The organism is Marinobacter fuscus (assembly GCF_003007675.1).
GTDB classification, from domain to species: Bacteria; Pseudomonadota; Gammaproteobacteria; order Pseudomonadales; family Oleiphilaceae; genus Marinobacter; species Marinobacter fuscus.
In genome coordinates this window covers 13,203-29,681 of the sequence record NZ_PXNP01000104.1, presented here as the reverse complement: position 1 = coordinate 29,681, position 16,479 = coordinate 13,203, and the positions used below count along the sequence as shown (strand labels likewise).

19 protein-coding genes are annotated in these 16,479 nt (G+C 56.9%); 7 read left to right on the top strand and 12 right to left on the bottom strand.

Annotated elements, in window-relative coordinates; translation table 11 throughout:
* Nucleotides 1-19: 19 nt before the first annotated feature.
* The gene (locus C7H09_RS15875; RefSeq protein WP_106764504.1) at nt 20-2,023 is read right to left on the bottom strand and encodes a flotillin family protein; all 2,004 of its coding nucleotides are present in this window, start codon (nt 2,021-2,023) and stop codon (nt 20-22) included.
* Between the two features lie 39 nt (nt 2,024-2,062).
* Nucleotides 2,063-2,626, bottom strand: a complete 564-nt coding sequence (locus tag C7H09_RS15870; RefSeq protein WP_240616621.1) for a hypothetical protein — start codon at nt 2,624-2,626, stop codon at nt 2,063-2,065.
* 264 nt (nt 2,627-2,890) lie between these two features.
* On the opposite strand from C7H09_RS15870, the gene C7H09_RS15865 reads away from it, so the two are divergent.
* From C7H09_RS15865 to C7H09_RS15845, 5 genes are all read left to right on the top strand, one after another.
* Nucleotides 2,891-3,295, top strand: coding sequence for a YjfI family protein (locus tag C7H09_RS15865; RefSeq protein WP_106764500.1), 405 nt, complete (start codon nt 2,891-2,893; stop codon nt 3,293-3,295).
* A gap of 14 nt (nt 3,296-3,309) precedes the next feature.
* The gene (locus C7H09_RS15860) at nt 3,310-4,005 is read left to right on the top strand and encodes a PspA/IM30 family protein (protein ID WP_106764498.1); all 696 of its coding nucleotides are present in this window, start codon (nt 3,310-3,312) and stop codon (nt 4,003-4,005) included.
* Nucleotides 4,006-4,046: 41 nt separating this feature from the next.
* The gene (locus tag C7H09_RS15855) at nt 4,047-4,382 is read left to right on the top strand and encodes a hypothetical protein (RefSeq protein WP_106764495.1); all 336 of its coding nucleotides are present in this window, start codon (nt 4,047-4,049) and stop codon (nt 4,380-4,382) included.
* 133 nt (nt 4,383-4,515) lie between these two features.
* On the top strand, nt 4,516-4,776 hold the full coding sequence (locus C7H09_RS15850; protein WP_106764492.1) for an acyl-CoA-binding protein: 261 nt from the start codon (nt 4,516-4,518) through the stop codon (nt 4,774-4,776).
* Between the two features lie 124 nt (nt 4,777-4,900).
* Nucleotides 4,901-5,209: a site-specific integrase gene (locus C7H09_RS15845; RefSeq protein ID WP_106764490.1), complete on the top strand. Its 309-nt coding sequence runs from the start codon at nt 4,901-4,903 to the stop codon at nt 5,207-5,209.
* A 10-nt stretch (nt 5,210-5,219) separates the two neighbouring features.
* Here the strand turns inward: C7H09_RS15845 and C7H09_RS15840 are convergent, their stop codons facing one another.
* Nucleotides 5,220-5,663, bottom strand: a complete 444-nt coding sequence (locus C7H09_RS15840) for a hypothetical protein (RefSeq protein WP_240616620.1) — start codon at nt 5,661-5,663, stop codon at nt 5,220-5,222.
* Nucleotides 5,664-5,789: 126 nt separating this feature from the next.
* Nucleotides 5,790-6,305, bottom strand: a complete 516-nt coding sequence (greB, locus tag C7H09_RS15835) for a transcription elongation factor GreB (protein ID WP_106764485.1) — start codon at nt 6,303-6,305, stop codon at nt 5,790-5,792.
* A gap of 274 nt (nt 6,306-6,579) precedes the next feature.
* Here greB and C7H09_RS15830 point away from each other — a divergent pair, with 274 nt between their 5' ends.
* Nucleotides 6,580-6,861, top strand: coding sequence for a hypothetical protein (locus C7H09_RS15830; protein ID WP_106764482.1), 282 nt, complete (start codon nt 6,580-6,582; stop codon nt 6,859-6,861).
* 1 nt (nt 6,862) lies between these two features.
* On the opposite strand, the gene C7H09_RS15825 is transcribed toward C7H09_RS15830, so the two are convergent.
* The 7 genes from C7H09_RS15825 to ftsY form a co-directional block, all read right to left on the bottom strand.
* Nucleotides 6,863-8,344, bottom strand: coding sequence for a HAMP domain-containing sensor histidine kinase (locus tag C7H09_RS15825; protein WP_106764479.1), 1,482 nt, complete (start codon nt 8,342-8,344; stop codon nt 6,863-6,865).
* A complete protein-coding gene (locus C7H09_RS15820) occupies nt 8,331-9,011 on the bottom strand; it encodes a winged helix-turn-helix domain-containing protein (protein ID WP_106764476.1) in 681 nt (226 codons plus the stop codon). The genes C7H09_RS15825 and C7H09_RS15820 overlap by 14 nt, the downstream gene beginning before the upstream one ends.
* A 166-nt stretch (nt 9,012-9,177) precedes the next feature.
* Entirely contained in the window at nt 9,178-10,095 is a 918-nt protein-coding gene (locus C7H09_RS15815) for an NAD(P)-dependent oxidoreductase (protein WP_106764474.1), read from the bottom strand.
* A 146-nt stretch (nt 10,096-10,241) separates the two neighbouring features.
* Nucleotides 10,242-11,102, bottom strand: a complete 861-nt coding sequence (rpoH, locus tag C7H09_RS15810) for an RNA polymerase sigma factor RpoH (protein ID WP_106764472.1) — start codon at nt 11,100-11,102, stop codon at nt 10,242-10,244.
* Between the two features lie 192 nt (nt 11,103-11,294).
* Nucleotides 11,295-12,299, bottom strand: a complete 1,005-nt coding sequence (gene ftsX / locus C7H09_RS15805) for a permease-like cell division protein FtsX (RefSeq protein WP_116704455.1) — start codon at nt 12,297-12,299, stop codon at nt 11,295-11,297.
* On the bottom strand, nt 12,289-12,963 hold the full coding sequence (gene ftsE / locus C7H09_RS15800; protein ID WP_106764470.1) for a cell division ATP-binding protein FtsE: 675 nt from the start codon (nt 12,961-12,963) through the stop codon (nt 12,289-12,291). Before ftsE ends, ftsX begins: the two co-directional genes overlap by 11 nt.
* A gap of 26 nt (nt 12,964-12,989) precedes the next feature.
* Nucleotides 12,990-14,261 (bottom strand): signal recognition particle-docking protein FtsY, encoded by a 1,272-nt coding sequence (gene ftsY, locus C7H09_RS15795; RefSeq protein WP_106764467.1) that lies wholly within the window; start codon nt 14,259-14,261, stop codon nt 12,990-12,992.
* A 197-nt stretch (nt 14,262-14,458) separates the two neighbouring features.
* Here ftsY and rsmD point away from each other — a divergent pair, with 197 nt between their 5' ends.
* Nucleotides 14,459-15,112 carry a 16S rRNA (guanine(966)-N(2))-methyltransferase RsmD gene (gene rsmD / locus C7H09_RS15790; protein ID WP_106764465.1) on the top strand — a complete coding sequence of 218 codons (654 nt, stop codon included), beginning with the start codon at nt 14,459-14,461 and terminating at the stop codon, nt 15,110-15,112.
* Nucleotides 15,113-15,144: 32 nt separating this feature from the next.
* Here rsmD and C7H09_RS15785 read toward each other — a convergent pair whose 3' ends face one another.
* Nucleotides 15,145-16,323, bottom strand: coding sequence for a DesA family fatty acid desaturase (locus C7H09_RS15785; protein WP_106764463.1), 1,179 nt, complete (start codon nt 16,321-16,323; stop codon nt 15,145-15,147).
* Nucleotides 16,324-16,479 lie beyond the last annotated feature (156 nt).

Sequence of the window (16,479 nt, the reverse complement as noted above, 5' to 3'; positions counted from 1 at the left end):
CCGGGAGCCATCGGCCTTATCAGGCCGTCTCGGAACTGCGGTTAGGCTTTTCACCTGCCACCCGGCCGGCAATGTTCGAGAGCGCCGCCTGCAGCGAGGGGGACTTGTCCAGCACGCCCTGCACACTCTTGCCGTAACCAAGACCCTGGGCGAACTTCTCGAAGATACCACCATCCCCGCCGATCATTTCGAACTTGGCGTCTTTCAGTGCAGCGGCCATCACACGGCCGTTCTCCAGCATACCGGCCTTCTGGGCGTCGATCTGGGCCATCACTTCTTTCTCATGAACCTCCAGGTTCATGCGGAACTCTTCAAAGTGACGGGACTCCTCAGACATGCCATCGTAGGCCTTGAGCTTCTCAACCAGACCAGCCGCTTCGGCCTTGGCCATGGCTTCACGGGCTTCGGCTTTAGCGTGGCCCATGCGCTGCTCGCCTTCGGCTTCTGCCAGAACCATGGCCTTACGGGCATCGGCCTTGGCCACACCCAGCTTCTCTTCACCCATGGCTTCGGTTTCCAGACGCTGCTCAAGTACCCGGACTTCGGCCATACCAGCTTCTTCATCGGCCTTGGCAGTAACCGATTTAACCTCGGCGCGGGCCAGACCATCGGCCCGGATGGCAGACGCCTGGGCTTCCTTGACCTGCGCTTCGGCAAGGCCATCGGCTGCCGCCATGGCCTGGCGACCACGGGCCAGTTTTTCATCGGCCACCGATTTCTTCTCGGCCGCGTCCATATCAGCCTGAGCCGTCACCCGGATCTGCTCGGCTTCCAGCTTGGCGCGTTCAAAGGCGGCTTCGGCCGCTTTCACATCCTTCAGTTTCAGCTCTTCCGCCTCAGCTTCCGCTGCCACCACTTTCTTCACTTTCAGGCGATCGGCCTCGGAACGGTTACGAACATCCTTGATGTTCTCTTCCTCTTCCGCCACGTTGCGCTCAACCGCAATACGCTGACTGGTGATGTCGGCAATTTCCTTGCGCTCTTCTTCCAGCGCCTTCTCCATACCAATGCGCTCGATTTCCACCGCCCGCTCACGGTTGACATCCTCCAGCTCACGGGCCTGACGGATGCGCACTTCTTCAATTTGCACCGCGCGTTCACGGGCCTTCATCGCCATTTCGATCTGGCGCTGTTTGTTCTCGTCGGCGATGGCCAGTTCTTCATCGGTCTTGATGCGGGCGGATTCCGCGCGGGCCCGTTCCTGCTCGCGCACCTGATCGGTTTCCGAGGTCTCCCGGGCCTGCAGGGTTTCAATTTCGCGACGCTGACGCGCTTCGGCCTCGGCCTGGCTGCGCTCCAGCTCCAGAGAGGCTTCACGGGCAGAGACGTTCTTGCGCTGGATTTCCAGCTCCTGGTCCCGCTCCAGACGGTTGGTTTCCACGTTGTGCAGGGCGGTGATTTCGGTGATCCGCTTGATGCCCTCGGAATCCAAAATGTTGTTCGGATCCAGCGAGGTCTTCGGCGTCTGTTCCAGGTAGTCGATGGCCACGTCTTCCAGGATGTAACCGTTCAGGTCTTCCCCGATAGTCTCGACGATGGAATCGCGGAAACGCTGACGCTCCTCGAACAACTGCATGAATTCGAGCTTCTTGCCCACCGTCTTCAGCGCTTCACTGAATTTGGCATTGAACAGCTCGTTCACCGCGTCCCGATCCGAAGCCCGGCCCACACCGACCGACTTGGCCACCCGCAGCACGTCTTCCTGGGTTTCGTTCACCCGCAGGTAGAAGGCTACGGTAATGTCTGCCCGCAGGTTGTCCTTACAGATCAGACCCTCTTTGCCGGTACGGTTCAGTTCCAGGGTAATGACCGAGATTTTCATGGTCTCGGCGCGGTGAATAACCGGCAGCACCATGGCCCCGGTGAAATATACCTTGGGGGTGGGCGACAGGTCGTTCACGATCAGGGCCTGGCCCTGATCCACCTTGCGGTAAAACGCTTTGAACAGGGCAAGCACCCCGAGAATCAACAGAACAAGCACCCCGACAGCGGTGATTGCTGGCATCATCCACGATAAATCCATTTAGTGTTTCTCCTGATCTGGTTGAGGAAGGGTGTGGTGTTAGCCGGCGGAATGACCGGCAAGAAATTCGGATTCCGGCACCACCCACCAGGCGTTTTTGTCCGGGATATGCTCAATCAATACAGCACGCTCCCGATGCGCCAACGGGGTGTGACTGCGCACCTGAAGCACAAGGTGCACACCGTCCAGCAGAGCCTCGGCCCTGCCTTTTTTCTCGGTAACGGTAGTGGAAGTAACCACGCACGCCGTACCGATAATTCGTTTTTGCAAAGGCGGCAGGTAGGCCCTGCGAAACAGGGGGCGCAGAGGGCGAATAATCACCGAGGTACAAAACACACTGGCGATCAGCGCAATGGCGATCACCGCCACCCCGTAGAGCCAATGCAAGAGCCCCTCAGGCACCAGCACCCCAAACACCAGATCGGCAAAATAACTGATTAGCCAGGCCCAAAGGAACAGCAAGGTAAGCACCAGAGGCAGCGGCACCCCCTGCAAACCCAAGGTAACCATCAACCCGCTGAAATCACCGGAGGCATCAATGTCGCCATCTGCATCGACATCGCCCAGCCCGATCAATGAAATCAGCCAGTAAACAATTGCCACGGACAGGAGGACGGAAAAAACGACCGTCGGGAAGGAAAATGCAACTGACAAAAACGTGTCCATGGGGCCAGATGTCCGTTCCGGAAGTCCACTGATCGACAGTCTGTGTCAGACCGCCAGCTATTAAACCATGCAAACAAAGTAATTGTTGCATATGTTTTGTTTCAGAGTATAGACTCAATTTAACGACATAAAATGTCAAGCCACAGGACAAGGTTCGTCCGGATCGGCCGAACCGGTTCATCGCACAGGAAGGAGCTATTCGTGGATACCCAAACCCTTACTCTGGCCCTGGGTGACGCCACCCATGCCGGCCGAACCTTTGATGTTATGCCCATTGCCGGCGACGAGCCGGTGCTGCAGGTGACCGTTTCCGGCGCGGAAGAAACACCCGTGTACGTTACCGTAACCGACACCCAGATTCTGTGCCTTGCGTATCTTTTCGATGAACAGGAACTGAACCCTGAGCGCCTGAACGAGCTGCACGAGAACATGCTTCGAATCAGTGTGCCCATGCCTCTGAGCTCACTGGGCAAAACCGGCCAGCACTACGTCGTCTACGGCGCCCTGAGCCCGGCTTCCGGTTCGGCAGAAATCATGCAGGAGCTGGTCACTCTGGCCGAAAACGCCATCGACCTGTTGCAGACCTTTGAAGACTACCTGGCCTGAGCGAGGACACCACCATGAAAAGTGTATTGAAAAAAATTCTGACCGCCATGCGCGGTGGCGTAAACGAGCTGGGTGAGGCAGTTGTAGACAGCCAGGGTAACCGGATTCTGGAGCAGGAACTCAGAGACTCCGAGCAGGAGCTCAAGCAGGCCAAACATGAACTGGCCTCATTGATGGCAGAAGCAGCCTCCCTGGCCAGACAGATCCGCACCGAACAGGACAACGCCAGCAAGCGCGAAGGCGATGCCAGCAAGGCGCTGGCCGCAGGCCAGGAAGAACTTGCCCGCGAGGTGGCAGAACGTATTGTCGGCCACGAGCGGCGCGCGGCCGAGCTGAGCCAGACCCGGGAAGGGTTACAGCAGCGTATTGCCAGCCTGAAAACCCGGGTTCAGACAGCCGAGAAGCAGCTGGCCGATTACCGCCGCGAACTTCAAGTGGTAAAAACCAACGAACGGGTGCTGCGCACCACCGCGCAGATTGATACCAACATCAACAGCCAGCAGTCGTCCCTGAGCACAGCCAAAGAAACCCTGGAGCGGATTCGCGAGCGCCAGGCTCGTGAGGAAGACCGACAGAGCGCCAGCGCAGCTCTGGAAAAAGAACTGACGGGTGCAGATCTTGACGAAAAGCTGAAGGCGGCTGGCATTGATGGCGACCAAGATGCCGTCAATGATGTACTTGCGCGGCTGAAGAGTAAAACAAACGAGTAACCTTTGCGCGCCGGAACAGGAGCGCTATAAAAGGCAGGATCATGGCCAAGAAAAAAGACTGGTCAAAAGAGGAGCAGGCCGTTCAGGCGGTTCAGGTGGCTTTTGATCTGTCGAATGATATCCAGCGCGCTTTCCGTGTGTCGGCGGCACTTCAAGACATGACGACCGCCGACATGGTTCGGAAGGTACTGCAGCTTCCCTACCGGAAGGCTCGTGCACGGCCCAGGTTGACGGTCACTCTGAAAGACGAAGACTTTGAGCTCCTGGCCGAAAAATACGCCCTGAACACCGCTGATCGCGCAGAAATCCGCCAGCGTGTCGCGGCCGAACTGAAGGACTTTGCCCAACATTATCTGACCGAGCCGGATCAGGGTTGAACGCAAATATTTACTGTGTTCCGGGCGGATACGCCGCTGCTTTGCCGGTTGTTTGGGCCAATGACGCGCTTTGCGCACAGCACTATACTTCCTGCAATTCTCTTGAGAAGACTAACCTGATGGAGCGAACAATATGAGTGATCTGAAAGCAAAGTTTGACGAGGCAGTGAACTACATCCAGACCGCCGACGGCGACTTCAAACCTTCCAACGAGCTGAAGCTGGAATTTTACGCCCTTTACAAGCAAGCCACCGAAGGTGATGTTTCCGGCAAACGACCGGGGATGATGGATTTTGTCGGGCGCGCCAAACACGATGCCTGGGAAAAGCTGAAAGGGACTTCCGCCGATGAGGCGATGCAGCGCTATATCGACAAGCTTGAATCCCTGAAATAAGAATCCCGGCCCCACCTTACATCTGGATGGGGCTGGCTGCTCTGCCTCGGCTTTGCGACTTTCATGCGGTTGTCATATGATGCGTCCAGCATAAAAACAACAAGCCCAGACACGAGTGAATTTCATGGAGATGACCGAAACTCTGGAACAGTCACGCCCCGGCCTGACCAACCAGGTACAGGCCGCAATTCGCGATCGCGAACTGAACCAGCGCGCCGAGCAAACCTACCTGCACTGGATCAGCCGTTTTGTGCTGTTTCACAACCTGAAAGACCCGGATACGCTGGGTGAATCAGATCAATCGGCTTTTTTGGATTACCTGAGAAATCATATGCTGCTGTCCCGCGCCAGGCTGAATCAGGCGAGCCAGGCGTTGGCTTTTTTCTATCAGGATGTGCTCGGCAAAAGCCTGGCGGATCCGGCAGCCGCCTGAAACCACCGTTTCAGCGACTGATCAGATTGGTGTTCAGGGTATCGTAGCTGCGGTTTCCCGGCGGCTGGATAACGTAGTTGTGGCTATGGGTCTGGCCGGGAACCGCTTTCGGATCGCTAAAGCGAATGCTCACAGGTATTTCTGATCGTCCCAGATCGATCCGGGTATCCCTCGGTTGCAAGGCCAGTGGATCAAGATAAAGATCATCACTCGCCTGCTGGACAGGGACGCCCGCCGCCGGTGCCGCCAGCCCACCCTCGATTACAGTATTGGCAAGCGCCTCTTCCTCGATGGAGCGAAACGGAATAGTGTCGATGGTCGAACGCTGCTCATACCGGAGGCCCGCTTCTTCCCCGGCCTGAGCCTGCACCGGCAATACCGGCAACAGCCCTCCCGGTAACAGCAGTGCCAGCCTCACGGGCAAAGACCTTATGTTCCATTTCCTGTGATTCATGGCGCTCACCCTGATAACTATGCAGGCCACCCGGCAACGGCATACTCTGACCGGGTGACAATATTTGATCAGTCTATCGCCAGAATTGACACCTTGCTCGCCAGAAAGACGGTTTTGTGACAACCTTCACTTGTCATTCAGGGCCATCTGGTAGCGAATACCCGTAATGACAACTTGCTTCCAGCCTTCTGGCGTCCTTACCGACACTTCATCATCCAGATGTTTGCCAACCAGTGCGCGGGCCAATGGCGCGTTAATGCTGAGGTATCCTTTCTCAAGATCAAACTCATCAGCGCCGACAATGCGGTACTCCTGCTCATCGCCCTCTTCACCCTCAATACGCACCCAGGCGCCGAAAAACACCCGGTTTTGATCCTCCGGCAGACGATCAACAACAGACACTTCATCCAGGCGCTTGCTCAGAAATCGCACACGCCTGTCGATCTCCCGTAATTGCTTCTTGCCGTATATATACTCGGCGTTCTCGGAACGGTCGCCCAGAGCCGCAGCCTCTCGAACAGCCTGGGTAACCTCGGGACGCTTTATCTTCCACAAATAATGCAGTTCCTTTCGCAGCGCCTGCTCACCTTCGAGAGTGATATATCGGGGGCCGGGATTGGCCCGGGGAGTGTTTCTGGTCATGGGCGTCCTGATTCCTGGAAAAACAACAGAACGGGCGAAAAAAAACCCCGTGGGTAACGGGGTTAAGGCTAGCGCTGTGCTGGAGGGGGAAGCAAGCAGAATGTTCGCCCGCCTCCACATCTACAGCTTCCATTATGCAGAGTGTCTATTACCTGCCCGTGGCCGGGGTGTTACCTTTTGGCAAGACAGAGCCCGGTGGAAATTTAGGTTGTACACTCTAGTCATTCAGCCTAGTGTCCGGACATTGACAACAAACGGTTTTGGAGACAAGCAAATGAACTCACGAACACTGCTCGACCTTGCCCTGCAAGGCGTTGACAACCTGGGCTTCCAACTGGACAGCATGGGTATTACCAGCCGGGTGAACCGTCACAATATTGCGGCTTTTCTGATGGCAGAACAAAAGCACCTGGAGGGCGAATGGGACAGCCTGCAGGCAAAAATGGCCTGTGGCCGGATTCGTTTCGAGCACCTGACCCAACAGGCCGAAGATCGGGCGGGGTTTATCGTCACGCCCTTGCTGAATCGCATTTACCGGGCCCGGGCAAGCCAATAATTCAGGGCTGGCTGGTCTCCGGAGTGGATGACGCTGTGGTGGATGTATCACCCGGCGTCTCGGGCTCCGTTGCCCTTATACGCTTATGAACACCCGTAAAAGCCGGCATGCGCACAGACACGGTCAGGCCGGGCGGAACCTCATCCGGGTTTGTATCGCTCAATAAAATCTGCCCCTGATGGATTTCCGCCACCGCACTCACCAGGCTCAACCCCAAACCATTACCGGGTAACGAGCGGCTTTTACCCACCCGATAAAATCGCTGGAATACCTGGTCTTTCTCGTCATCAGGTATACCAATGCCCGAGTCCTGCACCTCGAATACCGCACCGGCCCCTTCCTTGCGCACGATCACGTTGATGGCGCCTTGCTCGGGCGTGTATTTGATGGCGTTGTCGATCAGATTGCTGATCATCTGGAACATCAGGTCGCGATCACCTTCAATCTTCACACCGGCTTCCAGAGACTGTGAAAAAGACTGCTCTTTGTCTTCCGCAAGAGCCTCGTAAAGTTCGCAGGCATCACTCACCAGCTCATCCAGGGCCACTACCGTGAGGTTGGCAGAGTTCCCCCGGGTTTCCAGGCGGGCTATCCGCAACAGAGCATTGAAGGTCGCCAGCAACTGATCTGCCTCGGCTACGGCCTGCCCCACATGCTCCCGCGCCTCTTCGTTATCGACAGTAATCAGGGTGTTCTCCAACTGGTTACGAAGCCGCGTTAACGGTGTACGCAGGTCATGAGCAATGCTGTCGGACACATGGCGGATACCCTCCATCAGATAGACAATGCGGTCTAGCATCTGATTCAGGTTTTCGGCCAGCTGGTCGAAGTCATCCTCGGTGCCCCGGGTCGGGATACGCAAGGAGAGGTGGCCGTTCATGATCCGGCGCGAGGTGTTGTTGATCACCTCAATCCGGCGGGTGGTGCTGCGGCTCATCAGAAACCCCCCCAGCAACGCCAGTGCCAGGGTAATGCCCATCCCCCAGTTGATGGCGGTCTCGATCACCCGCTTGAGATTGGTGACGTCGTCCACATCGCGGCCCACTAACAAGCGCAAACCGCCTTGAACTTCAAAGATCCTGGCCCGGGCCAGGCGCTCAGGCCCCTGCCAGCCGACAATCGGATTCAGTGTAAAGTTGATCCAACCACCACCAGCCGAACCGCTACCTTCCGGCCAGTTTTCAATATTGCCAGCGAGCTTGAGGGAATCTTCGGTGGTGAGAAGATAGATGGATTTGGCGTTCGGATCTCTGGCCACCCGCTCGCGGATAATGGTAATCAGACCATTGACGCCACGGCTACGGTATTGCTCCGCAAGCCCGGCAATCTCTGCCTCAATGGTCTCATCGGTCTGGGCGGTCATAAAACCGGCGGTGCGCCAGTAGATGAACGCCAGCAATAAAAATACCGAGGTGGCAAACACCACCATATACAGCAGAGCAAGCTGGAACGACGATGTTCTTAGCTGGCTAAGCAGTTTCACGCAACATATACCCGGCCCCGCGAACAGTCTGCAAAAGGGGCGTTTCGAATTCTTTGTCAATTTTCGCGCGCAAGCGGCTGATGTGCACGTCGATCACGTTGGTCTGAGGATCAAAATGATAGTCCCAGACTTTCTCCAGCAGCATGGTACGGGTGACCACCTGCCCGGCGTTGCGCATCAGATACTCCAGCAATCGGAATTCCCGAGGCTGAACGTCAATATTCTGCCCTGCGCGCTTCACGGTCCGGGCCAGCAAATCCATTTCCAGATCCGCCACTTTCAATACCGTTTCCGTCTCGGCCGCCTGGCGGTTACGACGAATCAGGGATTCAATGCGAGCCAGCAGTTCAGTGAACGAGAACGGTTTGGTGAGATAATCATCGCCGCCCCCTCGCAAGCCTTCAACGCGGTCGTCAACGTCACCCAGGGCACTGAGAATGAGTACCGGCGTCTGATTTCCGGTGGCCCGCACCGTTTTTATGATCGACAAGCCATCCATGCCCGGAAGCATCCGGTCGACAATCATGATGTCGTATTCCTCACTGGCCGCCATCATCATGCCTTCCTTGCCGTCGGCCGCATGATCCACCACGAAATCGGATTCTTTCAGTCCTTTCAGCAGATAGTTTGCTACATCCTGATCGTCTTCGATTACCAGCGCTTTCACCGGTGCTCCTCCTGATAGCGGAATACATTAACTACAGGGTACGAAGAACTCCGGGCACCGGCCAGTTACGATCTTGTAAGAGGGTGTCGCCTATGGCGACGGGCACTCTTCCCCGACAATCGGCCCGGGACAGCAGCCAGCAAACACAGCCGAAGCCTTCGAAAAGTTAATCTACCTTTTTGCCGGGCTCCGCAGCTGACCCCATCAGGGCACCATTCAGATGCTCCAGTTCCAGCAGCAAACCGCTGTGGTCAACTTCGCTGTGCCCGTTGGCAATCAACGACTGGTATTCGTTGTGAACCTGTTGTGCCAGCGGCAAAGTAAGGCCTTCGGCCCTGGCTTCGTCAAGAATCATACGAAGGTCTTTCAACTGAATCCTGGCCGGAGCACCCGGCGCAAAATCCCGGTCAATCATTCGCTGGCCATGCAACTCCAGAATCCGGCTTCCGGCAAAGCCCCCCATCAGAGCCTCACGCACTGCGGCCGGGTCTGCGCCGCCTTTGGCCGCCAGCAGCAGCGCCTCAGACACCGCACCGATGGTAATTCCAACGATCGCCTGATTCGCCAACTTGGCCAGTTGGCCAGCCCCGACCGGTCCTATACGCGTACACTTGCCCATTGCTTCAAAGACCGGCCGGGCCCGCTCCACATCCTCTACCGAACCACCCGCCATGATGCTCAGGCGAGCCTCCGCAGCGCCAATTGTGCCGCCGGAGACCGGCGCATCCAGATAGCCCGCACCCTGCTCTTGCGCCAGTGCAGCGTGCCGGCGGGCCAGCGACGGCTGAACAGAACTCATATCGATCACCAGAGCTCCGGGTTTCAAGGCCGCCACTACCTTTTGACCAACCAGCACGTCCTCCACCACCTGCCCGTTTTCCAGCATGGTAATGACAATATCGGCCGTTTCCACCGCCTGTGCAGGTGATTCCGCGACTCTGGCCTCACCAGCAAAAGGCGCGCACTTGCTAGCGGTACGGTTCCAAAGGGTAAGAGAAAATCCGGCATCAAGAAGATTACGAACCATAGGCGCCCCCATCAATCCGACACCCAGAAACGCAACGTGCAAGGAAGACTGGCTCATTGTTATTGGATCCTGTATCAAGACTCAGCCATGGTTATGGCCACAGGGATACCGGCTTACCGGCATCCGCACACATACTTTTTAAACAAAAACGCCACCATCCGGAAAGGAGGTGGCGCTTTATCTGCTCAAGACAATCAAGGCACTCAGGCAGCTTCTGACATCTGCACCCGGATTTTCTTCATTGCATTCTTTTCCAACTGCCGGATACGCTCGGCAGACACGCCGTACTTATCCGCCAGTTCATGCAGTGTCGACTTGCTCTCCGACAGCCAGCGCTCCCTCAGGATATCCTGGCTACGCTCATCCAGCTGCTCGAGAGCCTGCATCAACCGCCCGTTGGAATCTTCAGACCAGTCGGCATTTTCAAGTTGCACAGCCGGGTCACTGCGGCGATCTTCAAGGTAATACGCCGGTGCTTGATAGGCGTTGTCGTCATCATCGTCCATGGGGCCATCGAATGCGGTGTCATGGGAGGACAAACGACCTTCCATTTCACGAACTACCTTTGGTTCGACGCCCAGGTCCTTCGCGACCGCTTTCAGCTCTTCGTGGTTTAGCCACGCGAGCTTTTTTTTCTGGCTACGAAGATTAAAGAACAACTTGCGCTGTGCCTTGGTGGTGGCCACCTTCACAATTCGCCAGTTGCGCAAAATAAACTCGTGAATTTCAGCCTTGATCCAATGCACGGCAAAAGAAACCAGCCGGACACCATATTCGGGATTGAAGCGCTTGACCGCCTTCATCAGGCCGACGTTGCCTTCCTGGATCAGATCCGCCTGGGCAAGCCCATAACCGGAATAACTACGAGCAATGTGAATGACGAAGCGTAGATGAGACAACACCAATTGACGGGCAGCCTCAACATCGCCGTGATAGTGCAACCGTTCGGCAAGATCCCTCTCTTCGTCTGCAGAGAGCACAGGGATACGACTCGCAGCCTGAATATAAGACTCGAGATTTGCACCCGGAACCAGTCGGTCGACCAGTTGTAAACTTGTACCCATGCATTAACCTCCGATCTGACAGCCCTTAACTATACCAATACAAACTTAGACCGCCAAGACGCTGATAAGTTCCAAAAAATCCCAGTAAAACGTTAAAATTCATACATCTGGGGAACACTACGCTATTTTGATGCCCCTCAAAGTTACGGCAAAAAGCGGGTGGTTAACCATACGGTTTTCCCGCGATCCGGATCAGCCACCGGCAATTTCTCCGGGCTCAATATCATCCAGATGTCGCTTAACGGCAACCCAGGCGCCCAGCCAGCCTAGCAGCATTGCAACGATAATCAATCCCAGCGCGCCATCAAACCCGAGACCGTGCAACGCGAACTCACTCCGGTAAAGGCCTGCCAGCCGGTCAATTGGCCCGCTCAACCACCAGAGCGAGAGCTGAATCAGCAACCAGGCCACCACCCCGCCCCCCAGGCCAAACCAGGCACCGGTGTACAAAAAAGGCCGGCGAACAAAGGCGTCGGTTCCACCCACCAACTTTGCCACGAGTATCTCGTCACGGCGGTTCTCGATAGCCAGTCGAACGGTATTTCCAATCACCAGAACAACCGCACCACCCAGCAGCAGCGCAAGCACCCAGGTCGCCCGGGTAAGAATGTCTGTCATGGCATTCAGCCGTTGCAACCAGCCAAGATCCACCTGCACCTGCTCAACCGCCTGCATCCCAGAGACAAACGCCACCAGCCCCTGCACACCTTCGGCGGTGCGCACGCTTTCTTCCGGCGTTATCAACAGGGTATGCGGCAAAGGATTGTCCTGCAGAAAATCCAAGGCATCATCAAGCCCGGAATTGCGACGAAACTCCTCCAGCGCCTGTTCCCGCTCAATCAACTGAACACCTTCTACCCGACCATCAGCGGCGATTTCCTGCGCCAGCGCCTGCGCCCGGCCAGCCGGAATGTCCATGGCCAGATAAGCGGTAATCCGGGCAGTGCTCTCCCAGCCCGCACTGACTCCTTGAAGGCTACTCAGCAACAGCAGCAAAGCCACCGGCAGTGCCAGTGCCACCCCCATCACCGCCCAGGTCATGGCACTGGCTACCGGCGCCCGCCGCAGCCGGTTCATCGAGTCCGCGGCTACTTTGCGGTGATGGCCGAGATAGCTTCGGGCCTGGTCACCCAGAAGAGCCCGTTTTCGGTTGGCACCTTTGGGATTGTCGGGTTTTGCACGTGAGTCAGTGGCCACTCACACCTCCTCCAGCCGTCAACTGCCCCTGGTGCAGCGTCAGCGTACGCCGGTTCATATCGTTGATCAGAGCAATATCGTGGGTGGCTACCAGTACGGTAACTCCCACCTGGCTGAACTGTGCAAACAGGTGCATGATGTCGGCCGACAACTCCGGATCCAGATTCCCGGTAGGCTCATCCGCCAGCAGCACTGGTGGCTTGTTGACCACCGCCCGGGCAATGCCCACACGCTGCTGCTCACCACCGGAAAGCTGCAACGGATTCATCTTTTCCTTGCTCAGCAGCCCAACCTTGTCGAGCGCCGCCCTTACCCGGCGGCCGGTGTCTTCTGGAGACGCGCCCATAACTTCCAGCGGCATAGCAACATTGTCGAACACGGTACGATCGAACAATAACTGGTGATTCTGGAAGACCACGCCAATGTGCCGGCGGATATAAGGTATCTGCCGCCGCGGCAAGCTGTTTAATTTTTGCCCACCCACAATCACCTCACCGGCGGTAGGCCGCTCCATCACCATGATCAGCTTGAGCAGAGTACTCTTACCCGCACCGGAATGGCCGGTGAGAAAGGCCAGTTCGCCACGGTTCAGCTGAAAGTTCACCTGCCTGAGAGCCGTGTGATCACTGTCGTAGCGCTTAGTTACCTGATGGAACTCGATCATCGGCTCGGTCACTCCATGCCCGGGGCTCAGTCTTCGAACAACGCATCAACAAAGGTTTCAGCATCGAAGCTGCGCAGATCCTCCGCCTGCTCGCCAACGCCGATGAAGCGAATCGGCAACTGTAATTGGCGCGCAATGGCAAACACGATACCGCCTTTGGCGGTTCCATCCAGCTTGGTCAGCGTAATACCAGAGACCCCGACCGCCTGCTGGAATACCTGCGCCTGGCTCAGGGCGTTCTGGCCGGTACCCGCGTCCAACACCAGCATGACTTCATGCGGCGCAGCGTCGTCGAGCTTTTTCATCACCCGCACCACTTTTGACAACTCGTTCATCAGGTTGTCCTTGTTCTGCAGGCGGCCCGCAGTATCCGCAATCACCACGTCGACACCACGGGACTGGGCCGACTGTATGGCATCAAAAATAACAGACGCGCTGTCTGCGCCCGTGTGCTGGGCAACCACCGGCACGTTGTTGCGGTCGCCCCACACCTGCAACTGTTCCACCGCCGCCGCCCGGAAAGTATCGCCAGCCGCCAGCATGACCGACTTGCCTTCACTCTGGAACTTCTTGGTCAGTTTGCCGATTGTCGTGGTCTTGCCAACCCCGTTCACACCAACCATCAGGATAACGTAGGGCTTTTTACCGGTATCGATATCCAGCGGAGTGGTCACGCCACTCAGCAACCCCTGTAGCTGGTCACGCAGCGCCTTGCGCAGCGCGTCGCCGTCTTTGAGCTGATTCCGCTCAAGCTTTTCGGTCAGAGACTCGATGATTTCCGACGTTGCCGTAACCCCGACATCCGCCATCAGCAGAGTCGTTTCGATTTCCTCCAGCAGGTCTTCATCGATTTTCTTGCCCACCGAAAACAGATCGGCCAGACCACCGGTGAAACCGGCGCGGGTTTTGCTCAGCCCTTTCTTGATGCGGGCGAAAACAGATTCCCGGGTTTCAGGCTCCGGAGCGGGCTCTGCGGGTGCCGGCTCTTCAGACAGTTCTGCAGCGGGTGCCGCTTCCGGCTCGGCCGCTGGCGCTTCCGCAACATCCCCCCGGGGTGGCTCCAGCGTTTCAGGCTCCGGAGTTACCTCGGCAACAGACTCCGGTTCAGATGCCGGTGATTCCGGCTCCGGGGCAGACTCAGATGACCCACCAATCGGCGCTGGGCCTTTGGCAACCTCCGGTTTGCGCTGGGGTACCGGCTTCGGGCGCGGTAACCGTTGCCGGCTGCCTGCAAGATCCAATACAAAAAACAGAACAAGAAGGGCCAGAAGGCCGACTGAAATCCACTCTGCCGTCATAATATATCCATTGTCTGAGAAGGGCGGGCACAGGCCGCCGGACTGTAACTGCTGGCTCGTCCGGAGCTCGCCAGAAACAAGCCGAACATTCTAGCAGACTGAGCGCCGCAAGTGAGGCCGGGCGTGTTACCCGACCAGCAGGCTTTCCGGTACCATAGCGGATCACCACCCCCGCATACTCATCGGAGCCTTGTTGTATGGCGCGACGATCCACGAAACACCGAACCTCCGGCACAACACAACGCGTTTCCGGAAAACTGGCTACCGAGACGGGCGAACTGCGTATCATTGGCGGCGATTGGCGCAGCCGAAAACTGCGTTTTCCCGCCGTCGGTGGTGTCAGGCCAAGCCCGGCAAGAACCAGGGAAACCCTGTTCAACTGGCTTAACTTTCAGCTGGCGGGCAGTCGCTGCCTGGATCTTTTTGCCGGGTCAGGCGCCCTCGGCCTGGAAGCCCTGTCGCGCGGTGCCGGCAGCGCTACGCTGGTAGACCACACCCCCGATCTGGCAAAAGCGCTCAGAACCAACCTGAGATTGCTCGGGTCAGACAAGGGCACCGTAGTTTGTCAGGATGTACAGGGCCTGCTGGCCTCTGCCAGTGATAACTCGTTCGACATTGTTTTTATGGATCCGCCTTTCCGGCAAGGCTGGCTGGAAAAGCTGGTTCCGCTGCTGCAAGACAGGGGCTGGGTCAGACCAGGCAGCTGGATATACCTTGAACACGAGAGTGAAGCGGCTTTGCCTGCACTGCCTCCGGGCTGGCAGGTACATCGACAGAAAACCGCCGGGCAGGTGAGCTATTGCCTGATCCGGATAACCGGGGAAGATGAGGATTCACCCGAGGCTTGCTAATGTCTGCAAGCCCGGGGGATCAATCAGCACTTTCAGACCGAAGGACGCAGAGAATAAGCCCGCAGATGGGCGGCAAAGTCTTCCAGATAGCGGATGCCGCTGGCTTCCGCTTCCTTGCACCAGTCCATCAATGCCTGAAGTTTATCCTGAGGCTTCAGGCCGCGCTGGCGCCACAATGCCTGTAACTGGTGACTCTTTTCGTAGATCAGTCGCAGCATTTCATTGCGTTCAAGTACTGTCTCAAGCTGTTCTTTGTCGCCGGGCTGAATCAAGGACACTTCCCGGGACATCAACCGCCTGAGCTTCCGATACCGGGCACCGATTTCCTCTTCCAGCCGGGCTTTCTGTTGCCGTAAGACCGGCTCCACCACCTGTTTCCTGTACTGGCGCATAATCACAAACCGGTTGTTGGCTATGGCCTGCACGGTTTCCACATCCACTTCCTGTTTGCCCGGCACATAATGGGCAATCGGCCGATATCCCTTGGGGGTCGCCAGGCCCAACATCTGGAACAGGCGGATATAGCCCCAGCCAATGTCCACCTCATACCAGCGCCGAGAAAGCTTGGCTGAATTGGGGTAAGTGTGGTGGTTATTGTGCAGCTCTTCTCCACCAATCAGCAGGCCCAGCGGCGAAATGTTGCGGGCATTGTCTGCACACTCGAAGTTGCGGTAACCCAGGTAATGGCCAATGCCATTCACTACCCCGGCCGCCCACACAGGAATCCACATCATCTGCACTGCCCAGATCCAGATTCCATGGACACCAAACAGCAGCAGATCCAGGGCCGCCATCAGCACAATACCGAGCAACTTGTGGCGGCTGTAAAGATTGCGCTCGATCCAGTCTTCGGGCGTGCGCTGGCCATAACGTTCCAGAGTTTCCGGAGTAGCCGCCTCTGCGTATAGCTCTGCCCCCTCCAACAGTACCTTGCGGATACCCAGCACCACCGGGCTGTGAGGATCGTCCTCTGTTTCGCACTTGGCGTGATGTTTACGGTGAATGGCCGTCCATTCCTTCGTATTCTGTGCTGTTGTCAGCCACAACCAGAAACGAAAAAAATGTTTGAGCACCGGGTGCAGATCCAGGGCGTTGTGGGCAGAGTGACGATGCAGGTACAGCGTTACACTGATGATAGTGACGTGAGTCATCAGCAGGGTGGCGCCCACCAGCTGCCACACCGTAAGGTCCAAAAGACCGTTAAACCACATAGAAAATCCTCGACACACAATGAACTTCAGAAGGCGAGCCTGCCCGGCGAATGCTGTAGGCATTCGAAAGGAATTCACCGAAAGCACTCTAGCGTACAGCTGTACGCCGGAACAACCGCATTTGTCCGCTTTTTTGTTACTGATTACACTACTACG